The sequence below is a fragment of the Armatimonadota bacterium genome (assembly GCA_022563855.1).
Lineage (GTDB): Bacteria > Armatimonadota > Fimbriimonadia > Fimbriimonadales > Fimbriimonadaceae > JADFMN01.
Genome location: JADFMN010000012.1, coordinates 1 through 22,967 on the forward strand (window position 1 = coordinate 1; position 22,967 = coordinate 22,967).

Consider the following 22,967-nt stretch of genomic DNA (forward strand, 5'->3'; position numbering starts at 1 on the left):
GGGTCGGCCTCCTCTCCCCAAGCCTGGGGAGAGGACTGAGGTGAGGGCAAACATACATTGAGCAATTGCCAATCAATTGCGATACAATAAGGACGTAATCGAGGGTTTGAAAAATGATCGCGTTATTCGCCGTGCTGCTGCAGCAGAACTTCGCGGAAATCCCGAAATATCCGATCCCGACGGACGCTGAACTTCAGGGCGCACTCGGTGTCTATCGAGAGTACGGGCTACCGTTGCCGCCGCAAGGCTCGCAGTTGGTCAAATACCCAGTTGGCAAGTCGTTCGACCGAGATGGAAACCGGACAGTTCATTGGGATCTTGCAATCAAACTGCCAGGCCGGGTGCCTAGGCTACTACGAGGACTTGACTACCTCCCGGCCTCGAACAAACCGAACGACCGATTGAAGGCTGCGGGCGCACAGCCGATTTCAGCGGAGGAAGCCAAGGCCTATCATCGCTCATCATTCAATGGCCTCGGGGCGAAGTTTGAGATCGACCGTCACCTGGCGATGGCGATCCAGATGTACAGCATGGGCGATCTCGATCTCGCTCAGCACTTCGCTTCTGGCGAAGAGTACAGATACTACGGCGAGGATCGGACAGTGGGAAGAAGGACGTACTTGTTGGTTGCCAAGTACTATTTATCGCAGTACGAAGACAAAGATGCGGACGTCGCCAAGATCGCGCACGCGTTGGCGGGAGTTAGAGAACACCTGGACGACGGAATAGACTGGAACTGGATTCAACGACAGGCCGACGCTGTCATCGCCGCACAGCAACCGTTCACCTCCCGCGCGGGGACCGACGAACGGCTGGTCGATGAGCTGATCTATTACGGTCTAGCGGAATTGGAGCCTGCATACGACAACCGACTCAAAGATCCGTACTTCTTGGCGATACTTGCAAGAGGGGTCGCGATCGTTCCGACGTTGATCAAGCACCTGGATGACAGTCGTGCGACGCGTCGGCTTAGCCGTGCATCTCATAATGGTATAGATAACTTCACGTTTGTTCAATCGCTCTGCGAAGAGATCGTGTCCAGCCTGATGTCACCGAAGCATGTGAACCGAAGAGTTATCATCAGCGACGTCAAGCCGCAAGACTGGTGGGACAGCGTCAAGCGACTGCCTGAGATCGAAATCCTCAAACGCGCCATTTTCCATGATGACGATGAGCTTAACCCGAATTACGGTATCAGCACAATTTCATTGAACGTGCTCCCCGTCGACATTTTCGTACTGCGCTATCCAAACCAGATTCCCGACCTGTACCTGGAAAGCCTTGATCACAAAAAGAACTCAAACGAATACCTCGCGCGGATAATCGATGAGTCGTCTCTCTCCGTCGAGCGAAAGTCAGAGCTATTCCGTGAAGCGATCGCCAGAGGCACCGCTTCGCACAAGTCTACTGCGACTTGGTATATAAGGAAATACGACAAGAAGGCAGCAAGAGAGGCGCTGAGAGACGCTCTTCTAGTGGACGCGCCTTTCGGAGATGCCCTCAAGGATCACAAGGCGTTGCGACTCGCCGGTCAAGTCATGGAGGTCGGCGACGCTGATCTAGTCGAGCTCTTGGTAAGGCAGTCCCAGAAGGAAGACTCTGGCGTAAGGATCAACGTGATTTCTGGGATCTATGAGAACGAATGGAAAGACAAGAACAACAGCCTTCGTCTTATGGCACTCAAACTGTTCCTCGAAGACGCGACCACTTATATTACGGAAATGCAACGTATGAAGTCGGGAGACGATTCGGACATCTGGCACTTAAGATTGGATCCGTCCTACCTCTGGACATTTGAAAATCCCTTCCAAGTTCGGGACTGCGCAGCCTGGTGCATCGGTCGGTTGATCGGCGTGCTGCGCGAGCCGCAGAACGAGTGGCGCCCCGAGGATTGGGACCAGTACCACGAGATCGTGCTGGACGCACTCCGAAAGCGTGACGGCGGCGGCAAAAAGCCCACTCTCCCCAAGCCTGGGCGGAGGGCAGAGGTGAGGGGACTCGCAGCACAATGGCAAGCTAGAACATGACATCATCAGAAATGATGACTGCGAGCGAGATCAGGACGCAGTACGACGAGGACGGTTACACGATCGTCCGGGGACTGATCGACGAGGACCTGGTCGAAGAAGCACGGGCACATGTGGAGTGGCTGATCGAGAACAACCCGCAGCTTCCGCCCGAGGGATTGGACACCTTCTTGGTCGGGGACGATCCGTTCTGGCTGCGGCTCGTCAGCGACCCGCGGCTGCTCGACTGCGTCGAGCCGATCCTCGGGCCGAACATCGCGCTGTTCGCCTCGCACTACATCGCCAAGCCCCCAAAAACGGGAAAGGCCGTCGGATGGCACCAGGACGGCTCCTATTGGCCGCTCGAACCGATGGACGTCGCCAGCGTATGGCTCGCGCTGGACAAGGTGGACAGCGACAATGGCTGCATGCACGTCCTCCCCGGCACACAGAACGAGCGACTGAGAACTACCGATGAGATGCACGAGGCGAAAGAGACGGTGCTCGGAAACGAACTGGATATGTCTATGTTCAACCTCGAAACTAAGACAGACATAGAGCTGGCACCCGGCGATATCAGCATCCACGACCCGCGTCTGATCCACGGTTCGAGTCCGAACACCTCCGGCCGTTGGCGGCGCGGGCTGACCATCCGCTACATCCCGACGGGTACCAAAGTCACGAATTGGGAGCACCCGGGCCCCTGGCTCATGCGCGGTACAGCCGAAGGCGGCGCGAACGAGTACAGCGCGTTTCCGGAGTTCGATCCAACTCGGCACTTTGCATACATGGGCTCATCGGACTGAGACTCCGCGCGCCGATCGTGGGGCGATCCATCGCCCAGAACGGCCTTGCTACGTTTTGGCCAAGCCGAGCTTAAGCCGCACACTTGGTTCGAGGAACTTTGCGCCCTCTCGCAGAGTCAGACCGCTACACTTTTCCTTGTTGCGTAAAAGAAACTCACCGACAGGCGCTGGATTTCGCTTGCTCGTCTCGCGCAGCACCCAGCCGATCGACTTGCGGATGAAGAACTCTTTTTCTTCGACCATCGACTCAGCGTAGCGGACGAAGCGCGGCCACTCAGACAAATCACCCAAGCGCAACGGTTGCAGAAGCGAGAGCATCGCGGCGCGCCTCACCCAGAAGCTCCTGTCCATAGCCCATTCGTCCAATTTGTCGATGCACTCAGGATGATCGAGAACGATCGAGCCGGAGACGTTTGCGGCAAGCCAATCGACATGCGCCCATCCTGCTGCGTCGATGATCCGCTTGCGTACCATCGCGAGATCGCTCGGTCGCAACAACGACGAGAAGTGGTCGAGCAGCGCGACCGCAACGCTTCTCACTTCGTGGATATGGGTCGCCCACATCTCATCGACGAATGCCCGCAGGTCCTTGCGCGACAGATCCTGATACTCCTTGGCAAACCTCTTAGCGCACTTGCGCACGGCAGGCACCGTCGCGCCGAGAAACTCGAGCTCACTCTTCAGGTAGCCCTTCTCGAAGACTGCACGCTCCGGTTTCGCGTTGGACATCAGCTCTGACTTGATCAGATCGATAACGGTGGACCAACTCACGACGACATTATGGACCGTCAAGGTCGGCGTCGAGATATACTCAGGGTATGGAAACCTTGAAAGAGCACCTGACAGGCAAACTTGAGTTCGCAAAAAAGTCGTACGCCGGCGATCTGCGAGCGTTGGACGAGAAGCAGCTGACCAGCTCGTCTGGCGGAAGTTCGCGCACCCCGGCGGACTTTACGTACGAGGTCGTCACCATCAACAAGCGGATATCCAAGAGAATCCGGGGCGAAGATCCCGGTGAGCTCAAGTTCGATGGCTGGGTCGAGGCGCCCGCGGAGTTTCAGAATAAGGACACGATCGTCGCGCAGCTCGAAGAGTCGATGGCCGAGATCATCGAGGCGTTCGCAAACGTGCCGGAAGACGAGATGTTCCGCAAGATCGAGACTCCGAACGGTGAGACGAGCCCTATGGACCTCGCAGGTTTCGCCGTGGATCATATGACATACCACGACGCGCAGCTCAACTACATCCAAACGTTGAACGGCGACGAAGAGATGCACTGGAACTGATCCCTTACCATTACAGACTGGCTGAATCCTCACTCATCGGAGAGTAGCGAAAGTCGTCCGGTCGCAGTCGTTTGTGCTGGGAGCAAGCTGCCAATGTGCCCCTGGCCCCGGACGAGCTTGTCCCGCGCGACGAGGAACTCGCCCTCGCCCATCGGCACGAGCCCTAGCGAGCAGTCGAAGTCCGACCGCACAAGATCGCCGAACGAGGAGTCCATCGACAGCAGTTGCGGAGGGTTGCCGTAGCAGCCGAACCACCAGCGCCCTTCAGCAAACGTCGCCGTCTGGATACCGAGAAGCGTCCACCCGCTCTCGATCACGTACTTGCGATGGAACTGCAGATAGAAGTCGAACTCATAGAGGTAGTTCTGCTCGACGCCCCCGGGCAGCCCGCCGACGACGATCAGCTTCTTTCCGTCTGAAGATATGCCGCCCGCGCCGTGGGTCACAATCTGCGCAGGCTTGCGTCCAATTTCGCGCAGATCGTACGTGTCGTAGACGACAATCCAGTTGTCGGCCTTGCCCGCCGGATTGTTGAACAACCCCTTGTTGACCGCGCAGTACAATCGGTCGCCGACAATGCACACGTCGCCGTGATGGCTCTCGACGTCGGTCTTCTGAATCAGATGCCCAGTGCTATCGGTCTTGACGAGAGTCGTTGTGAACGACCAGTAAAGATCGCCGACGCTGTCCCGCGCGACGCCCTGAAGATGGCCGCTGTATGCGCCCTCGCAGACGATCTCTTCTTGCTGAAGAGCTATCAGAAGAACAACCGCAATCATTGGCACAGTTTACTTCTTGCTCAGCGTCAAGACCGGTTCGCTTGTCTTCATGTCGACGGCCGTCAGGATAAACCCGCCGCAGCTTGCGAGATCGAGGAAGCAGGTCGCGATCTTCGGCGGCCAAAAGGCGCAACGTAACAGGAACAGCAACTGTTCAGACAGATGCTAGCTAGCTCGCGCTTGTTTTTCATCCCTCAACCCTCGCAGTGTTGAGGGTAAGAACTCGGGGCTCGACGAAGGCCCGACGATAGGAGTGCGGCGGCTCGACGCCACTGGATACGGTCGCTTAGGCGACCAACCCAGCCTGTCGCTCATTGTTGAGCCGCTCAGTATCCAGCGGCACCCAAGCGCCTCACTTCCCACCAAACGACGCGCGAGGTGGCCGCACGTGACGTACGCGGCGCTGCTTCCCTTCTCGTTCTGATGTAGATGGATGATCGGAGAACCCTCCACACTGCGAGTGTGGGGGGATCGCTAGCACGGGCTCGTTTTGGCGGATCGATTTTCGGGAAGGGCAGCTCGTCCGGCACCGTTTTCAGCTGTTCGGCAAGTTCGGCGTCGTACTCTTCGACCAGCGCCATCGCAGCGGAGGCGTTCTTCCCCTCGCCTAGCGCGAGAGAGACCGCGCCCACGAGACCGCCGCTCTCCATCAGCGCGGCGCGCTTGCCTTGCGGAACAGTCCGTGAGAGGAAGTCCAGACCTGCCGCTTGCACGTCTTCGTTGTCGCTGCCGCACAACGCCGTTGCCACGTTCGCCGCGTATTCGATGTACCAGTCCTGTCCGTCGGCGGCGAAGATGTATGCGAACTTTCCGCGATTCCCGTTCACCCAGTTGGCGAGCGAGCGAGCGTCGCGCTCAGTCATCTCTTGCACGAACCATTCAAGCTGTTCGAGCGGCGCAAAATCGGCGAGAATCAGTCGCGGATTCCAACTCTTGTCATACTTCTTTGCGCTCAGATCCACGCCGTACTTGTGCGCCAACTCGTACAAGTTGTTGAGATAGCGCGACTCGCTGACTGGCGGAAACAGCCGCTCGTTGATCTCCTGCCATGATGCACCGTCCATGTAGGTCCAGAGCAGCGCTTGGTTCCACGGCCCGCGGAACCGCTGGGCGGACATGTCGTAGCCGATGTCCAGCAGCGTTGTGTCGAGCGTCGAGCCGAGAGTGTACGACGCGACCCCGTTCGGCTCATTCTTGTTCATGTTGAGGCACGCCATGAATCCCTTGACGTCGATCGGGTCCTGCGACGGCCCGCTCGCCGGCATCACCCACTCGCGAGTGGACCATGAAGGCACCGTGAACTGCAACTGGTCGAGGTTGACCATAGACTGAAACTTGCCGTCATCTGGCTCAAACGTCGTTCCCGGCATGAGGGCGAGAGAGATCGGCATCGCCGACATGTTCGTCGCTCGAATGTGAAATTCGTTCAGTTCGCCAAGGTAGTAGCTCACGGACACGTTGCTGCCGATCTGCTCGTTGTACTGCGCGTACTTTTCGCCTCCCTCAGGATCGATGAAGAGACCACCAAGCCGGATATCCGATCCTTCTCCGTCGAACGCTCCTTCGCCATCGAGCGGCATAAATCCGCCGATCCGAATTTCTCGCTGCTTCTCCTTGATGAACTGGCACCTGCAGCTCTCAACTGGCTCCTGCTCATAGAACTCCTGGTGCGGAATCTTGACAGTGCCAATGAGTGCTGAGGGACCGAACGAGACACCTCCGCTTCCGCCTACGCGCGTTCCGTCCTTGTAAATGGTGTAATCAGCGAACAGAGAGTACGTCGTGTACTTGAAATCCCGGTCTTGGGTGGAGCACGGGGCTTCGTTGAAGTGGCCGCTCTTGTACTTGTAGGTGTACTTGTCATTGCCCTCAATCTGCTTCATCGCTTCCGCCTTGACCTTGTTCGCAAGGTGCCTCGCCTGTGAGATGTTGCCGCCGTGGTCGTCTATGGTCTTCATCATCCCGACTTGCCAGGACTTTGTGCTGCTGTTGAAGTCGGTACGGAACTCGAATTTCGGCTTGATCTCCCACTCATGTAGAGACTTGCAAATCTTGTCGCAACTAGTGTCGCACTGTACATGGGCGAGGTGCTTGCTGCCCTGACAGTTGTTGACGCACGTCGCGTCGAACGGATACTCACGCTCCGCGATGTATACCCAGTACGACCTGTACGTGATCGTGACGCCACCTCCCGCATATCGCCGTCCGGACCACGTGTCGTGAGGGATGGACTCGTGCGGCACCTGCTTTGGCTCACCCGACCTCGTGGAGCGGTCATCCTGCTGTACGGTCGGCAATAGCGACGCCGAAAGCGCGAGAGTAACTGCGGTCAGCAACATATCGAGAGTATATCTAGCCCGAGGGCAAGGCGGCTTGTTCAGAGACTAGCGCAGTGAACGCTGAGGCATTGTCTGTAACGGGCAACTGGTAGCCTGTCCCAATGATCGGGGTTCTGCTACTCATGTCGATGCTTCAACCTACGACCTTCTCCGACGACTTTGAGGAAGGCCTTGTTCGTTGGGAGGCTACGGACGAAAACGCGTGGCGCACGAAGGAGACTCCTTTCGGAAAGGTATGCAGCCTTTATCTCCAGAGCGAATACGAACCCCCTCACAGGAGCCCGTACAACATCCTTCTGATCAAAGACGAGGTGTTCGGAGACTTCGAGCTGACAGCGCTCGCACGAAGCACGAAGGCGAAGTACGAGCACCGCGACCTTTGCGTCTTCTTTGGATGGCAGGGCCCTGAGCAGTTCTACTATGTCCACTTTGGACAGCAGACCGACGACCACGCGAACCAGGTCTTCATCGTGAACAAGGCCGACCGGACGAAGATCTCGCACAAGACGAACTCCGGGACACCGTGGGACGACAAGTGGCACAAGATCCGGGTCACCCGCGTCGATGGCGTGATACGCACTTACTTCGACGACATGGCGAATCCTGTGATGGAGGCACGTGACTTGACGTTCGGGACGGGCCGCGCCGGTCTCGGATCGTTCGACGACACGGGCCAGTTCGACAACGTGGTGATCCGGCGGCTCTAGTTAATGCCTGTGATTCATCCTCTTATTTAGGCCAGACCTACGTTGCACACACTCTCTCTCATTGTTCACTGGCTCCTTCGCCGTGCCGGTCGGCATTCTTGCCTCTGTTCAGGTCAACCCTCTTTCCGAACGAACGCAATCCGACTGTTCGCATAGTCGAACACGACTGTGAACGGCATGAGCAATGGTATCCCGATCAAGCCTGTCAAATACTCGCTCGCGTATGCGCTGCGGTTCGATACCAACATGATCGCCAACTGGTCTTCAAAGCGATAGCCGTCAATCTCGAAGTACTCGACGAATCCAAACTTAGCCGGTACTGCGCCACCAAGCCCATGTATCTCTCCGTCCAACGTTTCGCGCCCTTCGAGCAGGTTTAGCTCCTTTACAACCCGCCAGCTGAACACGAGGCCGTAAGGCGCCCCGGTGTCTATCATGAACACGCCTTCGTGCGCTCCCTCGAACTTCGCCGGCGTGGTCGGGTGATGCGATAGGAGAAGGAGATCGTTCCAATTACCCTTCTTCAGCTCATAGCTGCGAGGGTCGAAGAAGGCGATCATCGACTCCTCGACATCGATCTCCAGGACAGTGCGCCTGAAGAAGTCGTAGCCCACGATACCGCCCAGTTCGATCCCGAGCGCAAGACTTACCGGGCTCAGGTCCAGCACGGCAAACGTCAGTTCGGCCACCGTCGCCGGCCCGAGACTGAAGTCGTCAAACTTGGTGAAGGTCAAGGGCAACGTGCCACCTTCGGCGATCGCAAACCAGGAACCGAACTCCTCGGCCCCAAGGCGCTCTACGAGCTTCTTGCCCACAACCATCCCTCCGCCTCCAGTGTCGAGGATGAACCAGCCGACGTCCTCGCCCATAATAGTTGGCCTGACGAGAACGTGCCCGGACTCCGCACGCATCGTCTCTACGACTCCTTCATTGGCTTCGTCGTACGTCGTGTCGTCTGTCAAGAGCCAGGCAGGCATCTCGAACAAGCTGGTCGCGCCGTCCGGCGTCGGGCGCACATGCTCAACGCTGATCCAGCCCTTTCCGGAGCTAAAGGTGACGTCGATCCTGTGCGGCAGCTTGAAGCCTCTCGTGGTCTCCCATTGACTCAGCTCGATCAGGTGCATGATATCGCCGTCCATGTAGCTGCTGGCCTTGGGAAGCCAACTCTCCCGATCGACTTCGACCTTTACGCTCATGCGTCCGGCCTTTGGTTTCAGGTTGAGAGTGTAGGAGTCGCTGTCCTCCTCTATCATTGTGATGTCGTACGGCCCGTCCGGGGCCAGCCAGCGGTGCCCGATCACCCACGATGTAGCATGCTGATACTCGACGTCTGAGAAATAGACGGGCATCGGGCTGCCGGTCACGTCGAGCTCCCAGCCCCTCTCTCCGTCCCACGCCTGGGTCGCCCGGATCGGGCCGTCCATTTCGAAGAGGTACTTCCCGTCAGGCGTAAAGACGAACCGGAAGTTCGCGTCAGTGCCCATGAACAAGGCCGAACCCGTCATTTCGATGCCACTTTCGAAAGGCTCTATGGCGCTGTAACCGACGGCTGACCGGACGTTGTCCAAAACCTGGTCGACGGTAGGCCGCTGCAACAAAGCAGGAGACGAAAGTAAAGCAAAGAGGCTAGCGATCATCATGATTGAACTCTCCTACGGACAGTGCTGAGCGTTATCTAGTCTATTCTACCGATCCATCTATATTGTTGCACTGTTCTCGCCATAACGACAAGCCAGCACGCTGCGAGTGCTGGACGTTGGCGCGCACTTTACTCTTAACTCAAGTCGGCGGTCGGAAGGAACAACGGCGACTTTCGCACCTGCGTCTCTTGCTCGAATGCGTAAGCCAACTTGAGTAGCACCGGCTCGCTCCACGCCCGCCCGAAGAACGAGACGCCGACCGGCAGACCGCCGACGAAACCGGCGGGAACCGTGATGTTCGGATAGCCGGATACTGCGGCCGGGGTAGAGCTTCCGCCGGTGAAATGATCGCCGTTCAGGTGGTCGGTCGGCCACGCGGGGCTGCCGGTCGGTGCGATGATCGCATCCAAGTTGTGCTCGTCCATCGTCGCGTCGATCCCCTCGTCCCGCGACATGCGATGGTTCTTCGCCAGCGCGTCGATGTATTTCTTGTCGGTGAGCGGCCCTTTCTCCTGCGCCATGTGGAATATCTCCTGGCCGAAGAACGGCATCGCCTGGTCCTTCATGCGCTCGTTCGCCTCGATCAGGTCGGCGAGCGACTTCGGTCCGATGTCGGTGCTTGTCCCGGCCATGTACCTGTTGAGGTCGGCCTTGAACTCGTACAGCAGCACCTCGAACTCAGTGTCGTCATACTTCCCTTGCGTGGCCATGTCCGCCGGGTCGACGATCTCTGCGCCGAGGCCCTTCATCGCGGCGATCGCCTCCTCCATGATCGCATCGACGTGGTCGTTGAACTCAAAGAACTGGCGACCGACGCCGATGCGCGCGCCTTTCAATCCGTCCTTCTCAAGGAACATCCTGTAGTCCGTTGCGGCCTCGTAACGGTCGGTGGGATCAGCTGGGTCTTGGCCTGCCATGATCGACAGAAGCGTCGCTGCATCGCGCACGGTTCGCGCCATCGGGCCAGCGGTGTCCTGGCTGTGCGCGATCGGGATGATGCCGGTGCGCGAAACCATGCCGAGCGTCGGCTTGATCCCGACGATGCCGCACGTCGTAGCCGGGCACACGACCGATCCGTCGGTCTCTGTTCCGATAGCGACCGCGCAGAGGTTTGCCGACGCCGCCGCGCCGGACCCCGCGCTGCTGCCGCACGGGTTGCGGTCGAGCGCGTACGGGTTCTTGCACTGGCCGCCGCGCCCGCTCCATCCGCTGGTCGAGTGGGTCGAGCGGAAGTTGGCCCACTCGCTGAGGTTGGTTTTGCCAAGGATGACCGCGCCGGCCTTGCGGAGTTGCGCTGCGAGGAAGGAATCTTGACTGGCGATGTTGCCGACCATCGCGAGCGAACCGGCGGTCGTCATCATGGAGTCGCCGGTTTCGATGTTGTCCTTGATGAACACGGGGATTCCGTGCATCGGGCCTCTTGCGCCGCCCTGCTGCCGCTCTTCGTCGAGCGCCTCCGCGATCTCCATCGCGTCGGGGTTAATCTCGATGACCGACCGCAAAGTTGGTCCGTGGCCGTCGATCTCCTCGATTCGCTCCAGATACTTCGCTGTGATCGATTCAGCAGTCTCGCTTCCGACCTCCATCGCTTCTTGCAACTCTTCGACTGTGGATTCGTCGAGATCGAACGGCTCCTCGGCTGCCGTTGTTGGCTCTGTGTCTGTCGGTTTTCGAGATGCACAGCCAACAGCGACGATCAGCCCGCCCGCCAATCCTGCCTTGAGAAAATCACGTCGTATCATATGTGCCTGAGTCTGGCACACTAAGTCGAAGTACGCCGTACCGTTGAACGAAAACGGCTCTTCAACAAGAGCGCAGGTATTGAGCTACTTCAGAGGCGGAAATGGGATTCTTCGCACCCAGATGAAGATGCGGCACATGGCGATAGCAAGTAGCGGCCACAGCCCTATAAGAGCAGCCGTGGTCCAGTTAGTCCAAAGCAAGAATGCAGCAGTGGCGAGGGATACTAGTGCGGCAACGTTGAAGCTGAACCAGATTATCCAGAATAGACGGGCCCCTTTTGGATTTTCGCTTGATCGAACCATCTTCTCCCTACCCCTGATTGCAGCCCAGGCGAAGCAACTTGCAAAGAGACACATAATGCCTAGCAGACAAGACGCTAGGATCTTCAACCACATGCAACAGGTACGTTATTGGCTTGAGTTCGTTGCCGCAATCCCCTCTCCCCTTGAGGGAGAGGGTGAGGGGTCAAACAGTGAAAGTCCTTTCCGAATAGGAGCCCAGTTTCGCGGGAGCACCACCCGCACTTCGTCTACCAGCGGTGTGCCACGGTCAGGCCCGACAGGGTTTGTCCGTGCGACCCATGTACTTGCCCAGACTTTCAAGGCCGTTGCTTGCGCGGCTCGCGGGGACGCTCGCCCTCCCGCGGTCCTGTGATCCGCACAGCATGGCGGCTCTTCCTCACGTGGATAACGGATCAGGACCTAGTGCCGCTAGATTCGTCCAGGGACAAGAACTGTTCGTTATAAAGCCTCGCGTAGAGGCCGTCGAGGGCGAGCAGCTCGTCGTGCTTTCCGCTTTCGACGATGCGGCCTTTGTCCAGTACCAGAATCTGATCGGCTGCGAGGATGGTGGAGAGGCGGTGGGCGATCGCGAACGTAGTGCGGCCTTTCATCAGCTCGCTCAGCGAGTTCTGGATCAGCCGCTCTGACCGCGTGTCGAGAGCGGAGGTCGCCTCGTCGAGAATCAGGATGCGCGGGTTTTTAAGGATTGCGCGAGCGATGGCGAGGCGCTGCTTCTCGCCGCCGCTAAGCTTGTAGCCGCGCTCTCCGACGACCGTGCTGTAGCCCTCCGGCAATGAAGCGATGTGGTCGTGGATCGCCGCCGACTTGCACGCCTCTATGATCTCGTCATCCGTCGCGTCCGGCTTGGCGACGAGCAAGTTCTCGCGGATGGTCGTGTGCAGGAGATACGTCTCCTGCGTGACCGCGCCGATGTTCGCGCCGAGGTCTTCGAGCGAGACGTCGCGCACGTCGTGGCCGTCGATCAGCACCTGACCCTGATCCGTGTCGTACAGACGCGGAATGAGGTACGTAAGCGTCGTCTTCCCCGCCCCGCTTGGCCCGACGAGCGCGACGAGCTGGCCAGGCTCTGCAACGAACGCTATTCCGCTCAAAGTAGTACGCTCTGCACCTTCATCATAAGAGAAAGTAACGTCGCGGAACTCCACTCGACCCTCCACGCGATCGAGCGGTTCCGGATTCTCCTTCTCTTCGATGTCGCGCGGCATGTCGATGTACTCGAATATCCGCTGGAACAGCGCGAACGAGGCCATGATCTCGACCTGGGCGTTCAGCAGCGAGGTCACTGGGAAGAACATGCGCGTCTGCAGCACCGTGAACGCGACGAGCTTCCCGAGGGTCAGAGATGGGTCGCCCTGCGAAATCATCAGCCACCCCGCAAGCAAGTAGACCAGCGCGGGAGCGAGCTGCGTGATCAGGCGGATCAGCCCAAAGAACATGTACTGCACGACGGTGGACTTGATCTGCCATCCGGCGAGCTTCTCGTTCTCTACGTCAAACCTCTCGGTGAGCACATCGAGTCTTCCAGAGGTCTTCGTGAGCAAGATGCCGCTGACGCTGAGGGTCTCCTGCATCATCGAGTTCAGCTCTGCGGTCTGCTCCATAGTGCCGGTCGTGACGCGGCGGGCGAAGTTTCCGAACCACCTTCCGAACACGAGGAAGAACGGCATGATGCCGACGCTGAGGATCGTCAGGCGCCAGTCGACGATGACCATCGCGACGAATGTGGAAACCGCGATGCCGGCGTTGCTGAGTTGGTCGGTGAGCGTGTTGCTGACGACGGTCTGCACGCCCTGCACGTCGTTGATGAGCCTGGTCTGGATGTCTCCTGTGCGCGTCGATGTGAAGAACCGGAGCGACATGCTCTGCAAGTGGGTGAATAGCGAGCGACGGAGGTCGCACATGACGCGCTGGCCGATCACGCAGCCCCAGTAGCCGTAGAGCAGAGTCAGCGACGCGCCGACGAACACCGCGAGCACCGTCAGGAGCGAGAACCTTGCGATCACGTCGAGCTGCTTCTGCTGTAGGCCGACGTCGATTATCTGCTGCAGGAAGAACGGTGGGGCCAGACCGATCAGCACAGCGACCGAGATGACAAGCCCGGTCCAATTGATGATGACCTTGTGCGGCCTGAACAGCCTGATCACCCGCCGCAGGATCTTGCGGTCGAACTGCTTGTTGTCCTTCTCTGGCATCAGGGAGGTGTTGCGCATCATGGCCGGAAGCCGTGAGGGTACCTGTGGTCGATACGGGGCAGCGTATTAGTACGGTGATTCAGAGCGGCACCGAACACGGTCGGCCGGTTCATCGAGGCCGGCACGAAGGAGATGAAAGCCAAGGTCAGCTACAAGGAAGCTGGCATTGTGCTCTCATTCCCCTGGCTGATCAGCTTCGACCAGACCGTGTAGATCATCGTCCCGTGATGGAACGGCATTGACTGCTCCAGGTGAAAATACCGGGATTGCGAGGCGCGTTCGAATCTGGGGAGTCGCTCGTCGTGGTATTTTAGAAGTTCGGTACTGTCGATAGGTACTGGAGAGGGAATATGGACACTCGTACTATTTCTAAAGGGGCGTTGACGATCGCGCTCGCCGCGCTGATCGCAGCAAGCGCGCTTGGCCAGTCCGGCTGGGTGCTGTCGCACCAGAAGATCAGCGACACCCAAGGCGGCTTCACCGGCACACTGGTCGATGGCGATCGCTTCGGCACTTCGGTGGCCTCGCTTGGCGATCTCGACGGCGATGGCGTCGGCGACCTGGCCGTGGGAGCGCGGCATGACGACGACGGGGGCTCTGACCGCGGCGCGGTGTGGGTGCTGTTCCTCAACACGGACGGGACGGTCAAGTCGCACCGGAAGATCAGCGACACGCAAGGCGGATTCACCGGCATCCTGTTCAATGTCGATTACTTCGGCGCTTCGGTGGCCTCGCTGGGCGATTTCGACGGCGACGGCGTGGGCGACCTTGCTGTAGGAGCGCGGCGAGACGACGACGGGGGCATTGACCGCGGCGCGGTGTGGGTGCTGTTCCTCAACGCCGACGGCACGGTCAAGGCTCACCGGAAGATCAGCGACACGCAAGGCGGCTTCACCGGCATCCTGGACGATGACGATCTGTTCGGCACTTCGGTGGCCTCGCTGGGCGATCTCGACGGCGACGGCGTGGGTGACATTGCCGTCGGGGCAATCGAAATCTTGAGTGGGGGTCCGGGTGCGGTCTGGGTGCTGTTTCTCAACGCCGACGGAACGGTCAAGTCCCACCGGAAGATCAGCTTTGCAGAAGGCGGCTTCACAGGCACGCTGAATAATGGCGATGCCTTCGGCAGCACGGCGGCCTCGCTGGGCGACCTCGACGGCGACGGCGTTGGCGACCTGGCCGTGGGAGCAGCCTTCGATGACGACGGCGGCGGCCGCAGCTTCGACCGCGGCGCGGTGTGGATCCTGTTCCTCGACGGCGTCCGGGACGTGCTGCCAGACAGCTATTCGTTCTTCCGCGGTTCTCAAACGGGTGGCGTACTGAGCGACCTGCTCGCCAGCGATGACAGCTGGATGACGGTGCTGCCGGGGATCACGCTCAACCAATCCGAGCGGCAGGTGCAGCTCATCGTCACTGGCACTTCTCCGACTGAGACGCCGAGCGAGCTTCGGATCAGAGTCGAGGCGCACGCCGAGATCAACAACATCGGGCAATGGATCGAGCTGTGGAACTACGACACTAACTCGTATGAACAGGTCGACTTCATGATCGCGACGCTGGCGGACTCGATCGTCGAAGTGAGCATCACGACGAATCCAGAGAGGTTTATACAGGCGGGCACGAAGCAGATGAAAGCCAAGGTCAGCTACAAGGAGGCTGGGATCGTGCTCCAATTCCCGTGGCTGATCAGCTTCGACCAGACGGTGTGGATCATCGTTCCTTAAAGCTGCTACAGACAGAATAGGCGCGGCAAAATGGAACGTTTCTCTCGCCGTGGCACGTCAACTAGAATGGCGCTATGCAAATGGCGTGACCGGTACAGCAAATTTTGAGATTGCTGCGAAGAAGAAAGCGTCATGTGTAATAGTCACGATTCATCTCGAAAAGATTTGTCGGCAATAATAGAACTACCCGCAATCCGGGGGGAGATTGCGATCGTAACCTCCGCTTGGAAGGGGCTTTTGAGGATCGCCTGCGTGACAGTCGCAATCGGCGCTGCCAGCGCCGCGCTGGGTCAAGTGCAGGAGCAGTGGGTCACGCGCTACAACGGCCCGGGCAACGCCGGCGACGGCACTTACGCGATTGCTGTGGACGATGGGGGCAACGTGTATGTGACCGGCTACTCGTTCGGCCTGGACACGCGCACAGATTACGCGACGATAAAGTACGACTCGAGCGGAAACCAGCTCTGGGAGATGCGCTACAACGGCCCGATCGACGGTAACGATACCGCCGTCGCGATCGCTTTGGACAGCTCAGGCAACGTGTATGTGACCGGAACATCGGAAGTCGAACAGACGCCAATGGTGACGGGCAGGGACTACGCGACGATAAAGTACGACACGGACGGCAACCAACTTTGGGTAAGGCACTACGACAACGGCAGCGATTTCGCGACTGCAATCGCTGTGGACGACGCAGGCAACGTGTATGTGACCGGCAGGTCTTCTGGCACCGGATTTGACTACTTGACGGTGAAGTACGACACGGACGGAAACCAGCTCTGGGAGGCGCGCTACGACGGTCCGGTCATCGGTAGCAGTAACGATCACGCCACCGCGATTGTTTTGGACAGCGCTGGCAACGTATATGTGACCGGCAATTCTGAGGGCATCGGCTCAGGCTTTGACTACGCGACGATAAAGTACGACACGAACGGCAACGAACTTTGGGTAAGGCGCTTCAACGGTCCGGCCAACATTTTTGACGGCGCCCTTGATCTTGCGCTGGACGACGGAGGCAACGTGTATGTGACTGGCTTCTCGCTCGGACAGGACACGGACGCGGACTACGTGACGTTGAAGTACGACCCAGATGGACAGCAGCTCTGGGAAATGCGCTACAACGGCCCGGGAAATGGTCGAGATAACGCCAGTGCGCTGGTAGTGGACGGCGCAGGCAACGTGTACGTGACCGGCTTGTCGGATGGCCCCGGCACGGCCTGGGACTACGCGACGCTGAAGTACGACACGAACGGCAACCTGCTCTGGGAAAGACGCTACAACGGCCCGGCCAGCAGCATTGATGGCGCAACCCAGCTTGCGCTGGACAACGCCGGCAACCTATACGTGACCGGCTGGTCGTTCGGAAACTCCACGGGCCGGGACAATGCGACGGTGAAATACGACTCGAGCGGCAACCAACTTTGGGTGATGCGTTATAACGGTCCGGGCAGCGGCTGGGATACCGCCTTTGCGCTTGCTGTAGACGACCCTGGCAACGTGTATGTGACCGGCTACTCGCTCGGTCTGGGCACGGGCGTAGACTACGCGACGATCAAGTACGTGCAGGACGTCGAGGTCCTGCCGGACAGCTTCTCGCTGTTCCGTGGGATGCTGATCGGCGGCGGGCTGAGCGACCTGCTCGCGAGCGACGACAGCTGGATGACGGTGCTTCCGGGGATCACACTGAACCAAGCCGAGCGGCCGGTGCAGCTCATCATAGAGGGCACCGCTCCGACTGAAACGCCGAGCGAACTTCGGTTCAGAGTGGAGGCCCACGCCGAGATCAACAACATAGGACAGTGGATCGAGCTGTGGAACTACGACACGAGCTCTTACGAGGAGGTCGACTTCATGATCGCTACGACTGTGGACTCGATAGTCGAGGTCAGCATCACGACGAATCCGGAGCGCTTCATCCAGGCGGGCACGAAGGAGATGAAGGCAAAGGTCAGCTACAAAGAAGCCGGTATTGTGCTCTTCTTCCCGTGGCTGATCAGCTTCGACCAGACCGCGTGGGTCATCGTCCCGTAGACGCATAGCAATCAACGGCCTCTTCGGCAACATGGCGGCTGTTGTCGAAGAGGCCGATAACCGAACGCCCAGGCCGCGTCGTCGTCGGTTCGGATCGTTCGAGGCCGAGCCTGGCATACCCGTAAAATTGCGGGAAATTGCCTGATGTACTTCACATTTTTCTGCAATAAGCAATAGACTCTCGACTGGCCGAGCTGACTACGTGCTGGAAGACGACATTCTGCTGACGTGTCCCTTGCTCCTAGGAGACTCAGAATACTGCCAGCCGATGCTTGGATACAGATTATGAAAAGATCGCTTGCCACCGTTGGATACTTCGGAGCTGCACTGGCGGTTTCGACTCTGGTGATAGCTGCCACCACTACGCGCGTCAGCGTGGATTCATCAGCGGCTCAATCGAACAACGACAGCTTTGACCCATCGATATCGGCGGACGGTCGGTACGTGGCGTTCGGGAGCCATGCCGATAATCTCGTGGCGGGCGACACGAACGGGCGGCAGGATGTATTCGTTCACGACCGCGTGACCGGCGCGACCACGCGAGTGAGCGTCAGTTCCGGTGGCGCGCAAGCAAGCAACACCTCCGATGTGCCCTCGATATCCGGTGACGGACGATTCGTGGCCTTCGCCAGCGATTCAGACGACTTGGTCTCCGGCGACACAAACTTAGTCCGAGACATTTTTGTCCATGACCGCGTCACCGGGGTTACTGAGCGCGTGAGCGTCTCGACAGCGGGCGTCCAAGGCAATGCCATGTGCGACTTCACCGCTATCTCCGGCGACGGACGGTGGGTGGTCTTCGAGAGCGACGCAAGCAATCTCGTCGCTGGCGACACGAATGGCTTCACCGACATCTTTGTTCGTGATCGCCTAACGGGGCAGACGTTTCCTGTCAGCAGCGATCCTGGAAATTTTCAGGGTAATGGCCGAAGTTACCGCCCGAGCAACGTATCCAACTTGCCGTCTGTCGCGTTCACTTCTGATGCAAGCAACCTAGTAGCGGGTGATACAAACGGTTTCGCAGATATCTTTGTTTCCGGAGAGAATATCGAGCTGGAACTCGTCAGTGTCAGCTCATCCGGCGTGCAAGGAAATGGAGACTGCGACGAGAGATCCGCTATCTCAACCGACGGCCGCTTCGTCGCGTTCAGCAGCGCTGCGGACAACCTGGTATCCGGCGACGGCAACGGCGTAAACGACATCTTCGTGCGAGACCTCTTGACCGAGGTGACCACGCGGGTCAGCGTTGATTCGTCGGGAATCGAGGCAAACGGCCAAAGCCTCGCGCCGTACGTGTCGGCCGACGGGCGGTTCGTGTCCTTTACAAGCTTTGCATCCAACTTGATCTCCGGTGACACGAACAACAAAGCAGACGTGTTCGTCCATGATCGAGTGATGCACACGACGATTAGGGTCAGCGAATCCTCGGCAGGAGGGCAAGGCGACGGGGATAGTTTTCTGTCCCCAATCTCTGCCGACGGAACGATCGTTGCATTTGATAGCGCAGCGACGAACCTCGTGGCTGGCGATACGAACGGCTTTTTCGACATCTTCGTGAACGTGCGCACAGTGCCGGAAGTAGTTCTGCCGGACAGCTTCTCGCTGTTCCGCGGGATTCTAACCGGCGGCGGGCTGAGCGACCTGTTCGCCAGCGACGACAGCTGGATGACGGTGCTGCCGGGGATCACGCTGAACCAGGCTGAGCGGCAAGTGCAGCTCGTCATCGTCGGCACTTCTCCGACTGAGACGCTGACCGAGCTTCGGTTCAGACTGGAGGCCCACGCCGAGATCAACAACATAGGACAGTGGATCGAGCTGTGGAACTACGACACGAACTCGTATGAACAGGTCGACTTCATGATCGCGACGTTGGCGGACTCGATAGTCGAGGTGAGCATCACGACGAATCCGGAGCGCTTCATCGAGGCGGGCACGAAGGAGATGAGGGCCAAGGTCAGCTACAAAGAAGCTGGCATAGTGCTCTCGTTCCCCTGGCTGATCAGCTTCGACCAGACCGTGTGGGTTATCGTTCGGTAGGATCGAAGGAGTAAGCCAACCAGCGCAGGACGTTACCCAAACGAAACGGTTGGCCGGACTGCCCGTTTGCTCATTGGCAGTGGTACGCTCATTGCCGAGGGCAGAAATGGCAACTTCGTGGACTAGGCCGCTCATTGCGGTCATCGTTTCAGTTCTTCTCACATCTCAGTTGGCGGCACAACCCGGCCCCCAGCCGATCGAGAGCATCGATATTCGGGTGTTGCGTGCGAGCACGATCTTCGTCGGCACGATCGTCGATTACCCCGACGAGCGAGACGACTACTTCTTGCGCGTCGTCACCTTCGAAGTAAGCGAGACGCTGAAGGGTGGGCACAATGAACGCTTCAAAGCGAAACTTCCCTACTTGAACGAAATGCTCGACCGCTTGAAAAACGAGCAGACCAGACTCTTACTGTTTGTTAACTCTGCGGATGACCTAAGGGCGAACTTCATCAATTTGGATGAAGTCGACATCGTTGTCTCGAAGCTTGACTTCACTCTCATCTACGGCACTGAGCCCCTGTTAAAGTACGTACGCGAAGTTGTCAGGGAGTACCCCTCCGTCAACTATATCCACGGGTTTAGGATGCAGCCGCCAGAGACCGATGTCGGCGCGATCTGGAAACGACAGTTCGAAAGACCTGGGGTGGCAGGACTGTATGTTCCGGTCGATGAACGCTTACACGAGCGCGCGAAGCAGTGGATTCTCTCCGAAGACGCGGACGAACGATACCTTGGTGTCCAGGCCTTGTACGAATACGAGAGTGCTGAGACCATCGAGATCATGAAGAGCATGCTCGGAGACCCGTCCGAGGTTCCCAGAACTGCGGCAGCGAGCAACAGAGGGATCGAAGTGCGCGAGTACAACGTACGCCGCCTCGCTTGGCAAATCCTCAAGAACTGGGGCGTTGAAGTCGGCGAGCCGCAGTTGTATGTAGAGGAGCCGAAGCACGAGCAGTTGGAGAAACTGCTCTGGCAAGGACCGATCACGAGCGACGACTACCAAACCCTTGAGCAATTCTCAAACCTCAAGACCCTCACCTTGTGGGGCACGCCGTTGACAGGTGAGCATCTCGAAGTCATCACTCAGCTGGATACGGTGACCGAACTGGGGATCAGTTACGGCGACATCCATGACGGCGACATTTGGTATTTGAGCCAATTACCAAACCTGACAAGGCTCTCGTTCAACATCGTCGGAGTCTCAGACCTGGCGATTGGTGGAATCGCAGCAATCAAGAGCCTGCAAACCGTGACGTTCAACGAGACGGAGATCACTGACGGCGGGATCGCTGAACTCCGACGTTTGCGGCCTGACCTCGCGATCGAACTGACACAGACACCCTCCATCATCAACCACTACGCAAACCGTGGCGACATCGCCGGTATCCGGCGGATACTCGATAACAACCCGGCAGCCCGCGATCAAGAGGACAGATTCGGCTACACAGCGATGCAACTCGCAACGCTTAGGCAGAACGTTGACATTCTCAAGCTCTTTCTACGGCGCGGTGCGTCAATCGACACGGAAAATTCTGAAGGGCAGACACCTTTGCATATAGCACGAACCGTCAGCATCGCCAAGACCCTGATCGGGCTTGGGGCAAACGTGAATCACAAGGACAAGAACGGCAACACGCCCCTGCATATCGCTCTCAATAAGAGTCGGGGGAGCGACTTTACTCGCTTCCTTCTGGCAAACGGAGCTGATCCGTTCGCGATGAACCACGAAGGACAGCTTCCGCTCGGTCGCCTGGCAAACACGTTCCAGCAGCACCGCGATGAGATCGAGCAGTACATGTCGATGGTGAAAGATGTCGCCCCGTTCGGTCCACCTGCTTTGCAGACGAGTGTCGTTTGTGAGAACAACATCTATTCGTTACAACCCGACGATGACATTGCAAGAAATTGGGCGACAGAAGCGCACGGAAAGTTCTTCGGCCGATTGGGCTGGACGAAGACCCCGTCCGGTCGCGATTTCCTCGGCCCGTTTGGTCAGCAGGCAGTGGTGCTGAAACTAGACGGTTTACGGGAGCACGAGAACGTCCGCATCGAGATCGACCTCTTCATCATGGGCTCCTGGGATGGCAACGGCGACGGAGCGGGGCCGGACATCATCGACGTGCGAATCCCTGGTGTGGGAATGCTGCTCCACACGAGCTTTTTCAACAACACCGAGGGCGACCGGGCTGGTCTGCCGTTGCAGTCGTTTCCGGATCGTTACGGGCTCGGTTATCACACCGGGTACCAGGGCGCGGCTGAGGTGAAAACGCTCGGCTATGTCGAGCGGTACCCCCGCAACGCGGTCTACACGCTGTCGTTCACGATCGCGCACTCAGGCGCTGACCTTGAGATCGAAATCAGCGGCTTCACAGTTCCGCAGTCGTACGTTAAGACGCTGCTGGAAGACGAAATCTGGGGCATCGGCGGCTTGCGCGTGTTCACGGACTGAACGAGCACGTGTGCCGCTGTCAGGCCCGCGCTTGGCGGTTCTGCGTCAAGCTCGGGACAATGCTCACGGACCAGGATGCGGGCCAAACGCCCGCGCTCCGCATCCCTCCCCCTGTGGTAGGTGCTGGGGAGAAACGATCCGCTTCATTGGAGTCTGGCTAGATGCCGTGACCGAGGCTTAGACGAACATTCCAGACGGCGTGCAGCGTGAAACACGGCCAGAGCAGTGAGCCAACGTGGACAAGCCGGCCCTATCCGGTTCGCTAGGAGGATCATGATTGAAGCTGATCGTACCGAGAATATGGCCATTCGTGGAATAACGCCACCAAGGAAACCCCAATGAATCGAGAGTACCTGCGATTAGGTGAAATACTGGTGGACAGAGGTCTACTGACTTCGGAGCAGGTCGCTCAGGCATTGGAGTCGCAGCGACGGAACCGTATGCGCTTAGGCGAGATTGTGACGGCCGCGGGTTGGGTGACAGAAGAGGACCTAGCCAGAGCCTTGGCAGACCAATACGACTACGACTACGTCGATGCGAGTACGATAAAGCCTGAGAGCGATTCGTTGCACGCTGTTTCTGGGCGATTGGCGTTCGCCATGCTCATCTTGCCTTACCGCGAATTCGAATTCCGCCTGCATATCGCGACTGCCGACCCGCTAGATATTGCGAGTACCGACAAGATTCGCTCCTTGCAAGACCTCCCCCTCAAGATTTCCGTCGCAGGCCCCACAGCCCTGCGCAGCGCGATCATCCGCCACTACACGCTGGAATGCGACCCCGAGCAGACTGCCCCTCGCCAGGTTCAGACAGCAAGGCCAACGAGGATCGACTGGCAGACTGATCGAGATGCGCTCTTGAAGGCCTTGGACGACATCAGGGGGAGCTGCCGCACCGCGGCGTGGAGATAAAGTCAGGGAAGA

General features: G+C 58.5%; 16 protein-coding genes. 9 read left to right on the plus strand and 7 right to left on the minus strand.

Translation table 11 applies throughout. The features are described from left to right. Positions 1 to 113: 113 nt before the first annotated feature. Together IH944_12870 and IH944_12875 are read left to right on the plus strand one after the other, a co-directional pair. Entirely contained in the window at positions 114 to 2,027 is a 1,914-nt protein-coding gene (locus IH944_12870; protein ID MCH7905440.1) for a hypothetical protein, read from the plus strand. Continuing rightward, the gene (locus IH944_12875) at positions 2,024 to 2,812 is read left to right on the plus strand and encodes a phytanoyl-CoA dioxygenase family protein (GenBank protein ID MCH7905441.1); all 789 of its coding nucleotides are present in this window, start codon (positions 2,024 to 2,026) and stop codon (positions 2,810 to 2,812) included. The genes IH944_12870 and IH944_12875 overlap by 4 nt, the downstream gene beginning before the upstream one ends. Positions 2,813 to 2,860: 48 nt before the next feature. Here IH944_12875 and IH944_12880 read toward each other — a convergent pair whose 3' ends face one another. Next, positions 2,861 to 3,583, minus strand: coding sequence for a DNA alkylation repair protein (locus IH944_12880; GenBank protein MCH7905442.1), 723 nt, complete (start codon positions 3,581 to 3,583; stop codon positions 2,861 to 2,863). A 47-nt stretch (positions 3,584 to 3,630) separates the two neighbouring features. On the opposite strand from IH944_12880, the gene IH944_12885 reads away from it, so the two are divergent. After that, positions 3,631 to 4,098, plus strand: a complete 468-nt coding sequence (locus IH944_12885) for a DinB family protein (protein ID MCH7905443.1) — start codon at positions 3,631 to 3,633, stop codon at positions 4,096 to 4,098. 29 nt (positions 4,099 to 4,127) lie between these two features. On the opposite strand, the gene IH944_12890 is transcribed toward IH944_12885, so the two are convergent. The 3 genes from IH944_12890 to IH944_12900 all read right to left on the minus strand — a co-directional run bounded on the left by IH944_12890 (position 4,128) and on the right by IH944_12900 (position 7,216). Next, complete coding sequence (locus IH944_12890; protein ID MCH7905444.1) at positions 4,128 to 4,877, minus strand: hypothetical protein; 750 nt, start codon at positions 4,875 to 4,877, stop codon at positions 4,128 to 4,130. 9 nt (positions 4,878 to 4,886) lie between these two features. Beyond that, a complete protein-coding gene (locus IH944_12895; GenBank protein ID MCH7905445.1) occupies positions 4,887 to 5,027 on the minus strand; it encodes a hypothetical protein in 141 nt (46 codons plus the stop codon). 176 nt (positions 5,028 to 5,203) lie between these two features. Further along, positions 5,204 to 7,216 carry a hypothetical protein gene (locus tag IH944_12900; protein ID MCH7905446.1) on the minus strand — a complete coding sequence of 671 codons (2,013 nt, stop codon included), beginning with the start codon at positions 7,214 to 7,216 and terminating at the stop codon, positions 5,204 to 5,206. 101 nt (positions 7,217 to 7,317) lie between these two features. Between IH944_12900 and IH944_12905 the strand changes: the two genes are divergently transcribed. Continuing rightward, the gene (locus IH944_12905) at positions 7,318 to 7,923 is read left to right on the plus strand and encodes a hypothetical protein (protein MCH7905447.1); all 606 of its coding nucleotides are present in this window, start codon (positions 7,318 to 7,320) and stop codon (positions 7,921 to 7,923) included. A gap of 113 nt (positions 7,924 to 8,036) precedes the next feature. On the opposite strand, the gene IH944_12910 is transcribed toward IH944_12905, so the two are convergent. From IH944_12910 to IH944_12920, 3 genes are all read right to left on the minus strand, one after another. Further along, positions 8,037 to 9,563: an aspartyl protease family protein gene (locus tag IH944_12910; GenBank protein ID MCH7905448.1), complete on the minus strand. Its 1,527-nt coding sequence runs from the start codon at positions 9,561 to 9,563 to the stop codon at positions 8,037 to 8,039. Between the two features lie 134 nt (positions 9,564 to 9,697). Beyond that, positions 9,698 to 11,305, minus strand: coding sequence for an amidase (locus IH944_12915; protein ID MCH7905449.1), 1,608 nt, complete (start codon positions 11,303 to 11,305; stop codon positions 9,698 to 9,700). Between the two features lie 695 nt (positions 11,306 to 12,000). Then, on the minus strand, positions 12,001 to 13,821 hold the full coding sequence (locus IH944_12920; GenBank protein MCH7905450.1) for an ABC transporter ATP-binding protein: 1,821 nt from the start codon (positions 13,819 to 13,821) through the stop codon (positions 12,001 to 12,003). Positions 13,822 to 14,150: 329 nt separating this feature from the next. Between IH944_12920 and IH944_12925 the strand changes: the two genes are divergently transcribed. The 5 genes from IH944_12925 to IH944_12945 all read left to right on the plus strand — a co-directional run bounded on the left by IH944_12925 (position 14,151) and on the right by IH944_12945 (position 22,955). Then, positions 14,151 to 15,524 (plus strand): FG-GAP repeat protein, encoded by a 1,374-nt coding sequence (locus IH944_12925; protein MCH7905451.1) that lies wholly within the window; start codon positions 14,151 to 14,153, stop codon positions 15,522 to 15,524. Between the two features lie 252 nt (positions 15,525 to 15,776). After that, positions 15,777 to 17,555, plus strand: a complete 1,779-nt coding sequence (locus IH944_12930) for an SBBP repeat-containing protein (protein ID MCH7905452.1) — start codon at positions 15,777 to 15,779, stop codon at positions 17,553 to 17,555. Between the two features lie 285 nt (positions 17,556 to 17,840). After that, on the plus strand, positions 17,841 to 19,592 hold the full coding sequence (locus tag IH944_12935; GenBank protein ID MCH7905453.1) for a PD40 domain-containing protein: 1,752 nt from the start codon (positions 17,841 to 17,843) through the stop codon (positions 19,590 to 19,592). 106 nt (positions 19,593 to 19,698) lie between these two features. After that, entirely contained in the window at positions 19,699 to 22,044 is a 2,346-nt protein-coding gene (locus IH944_12940) for an ankyrin repeat domain-containing protein (protein MCH7905454.1), read from the plus strand. Positions 22,045 to 22,382: 338 nt separating this feature from the next. Beyond that, a complete protein-coding gene (locus tag IH944_12945) occupies positions 22,383 to 22,955 on the plus strand; it encodes a hypothetical protein (GenBank protein MCH7905455.1) in 573 nt (190 codons plus the stop codon). Positions 22,956 to 22,967 lie beyond the last annotated feature (12 nt).

Bases quoted from the DNA above. Each gene is read 5' to 3' on its own strand.
- IH944_12870 (MCH7905440.1), top strand. From the start codon at position 114: ATGATCGCGTTATTCGCCGTGCTGCTGCAGCAGAACTTCGCGGAAATC.
- IH944_12875 (MCH7905441.1), top strand. From the start codon at position 2,024: ATGACATCATCAGAAATGATGACTGCGAGCGAGATCAGGACGCAGTAC.
- IH944_12885 (MCH7905443.1), top strand. From the start codon at position 3,631: ATGGAAACCTTGAAAGAGCACCTGACAGGCAAACTTGAGTTCGCAAAA.
- IH944_12890 (MCH7905444.1), bottom strand. From the start codon at position 4,877: ATGATTGCGGTTGTTCTTCTGATAGCTCTTCAGCAAGAAGAGATCGTC.
- IH944_12900 (MCH7905446.1), bottom strand. From the start codon at position 7,216: ATGTTGCTGACCGCAGTTACTCTCGCGCTTTCGGCGTCGCTATTGCCG.
- IH944_12905 (MCH7905447.1), top strand. From the start codon at position 7,318: ATGATCGGGGTTCTGCTACTCATGTCGATGCTTCAACCTACGACCTTC.
- IH944_12910 (MCH7905448.1), bottom strand. From the start codon at position 9,563: ATGATGATCGCTAGCCTCTTTGCTTTACTTTCGTCTCCTGCTTTGTTG.
- IH944_12915 (MCH7905449.1), bottom strand. From the start codon at position 11,305: ATGATACGACGTGATTTTCTCAAGGCAGGATTGGCGGGCGGGCTGATC.
- IH944_12920 (MCH7905450.1), bottom strand. From the start codon at position 13,821: ATGATGCGCAACACCTCCCTGATGCCAGAGAAGGACAACAAGCAGTTC.
- IH944_12925 (MCH7905451.1), top strand. From the start codon at position 14,151: ATGGACACTCGTACTATTTCTAAAGGGGCGTTGACGATCGCGCTCGCC.
- IH944_12935 (MCH7905453.1), top strand. From the start codon at position 17,841: ATGAAAAGATCGCTTGCCACCGTTGGATACTTCGGAGCTGCACTGGCG.
- IH944_12940 (MCH7905454.1), top strand. From the start codon at position 19,699: ATGGCAACTTCGTGGACTAGGCCGCTCATTGCGGTCATCGTTTCAGTT.
- IH944_12945 (MCH7905455.1), top strand. From the start codon at position 22,383: ATGAATCGAGAGTACCTGCGATTAGGTGAAATACTGGTGGACAGAGGT.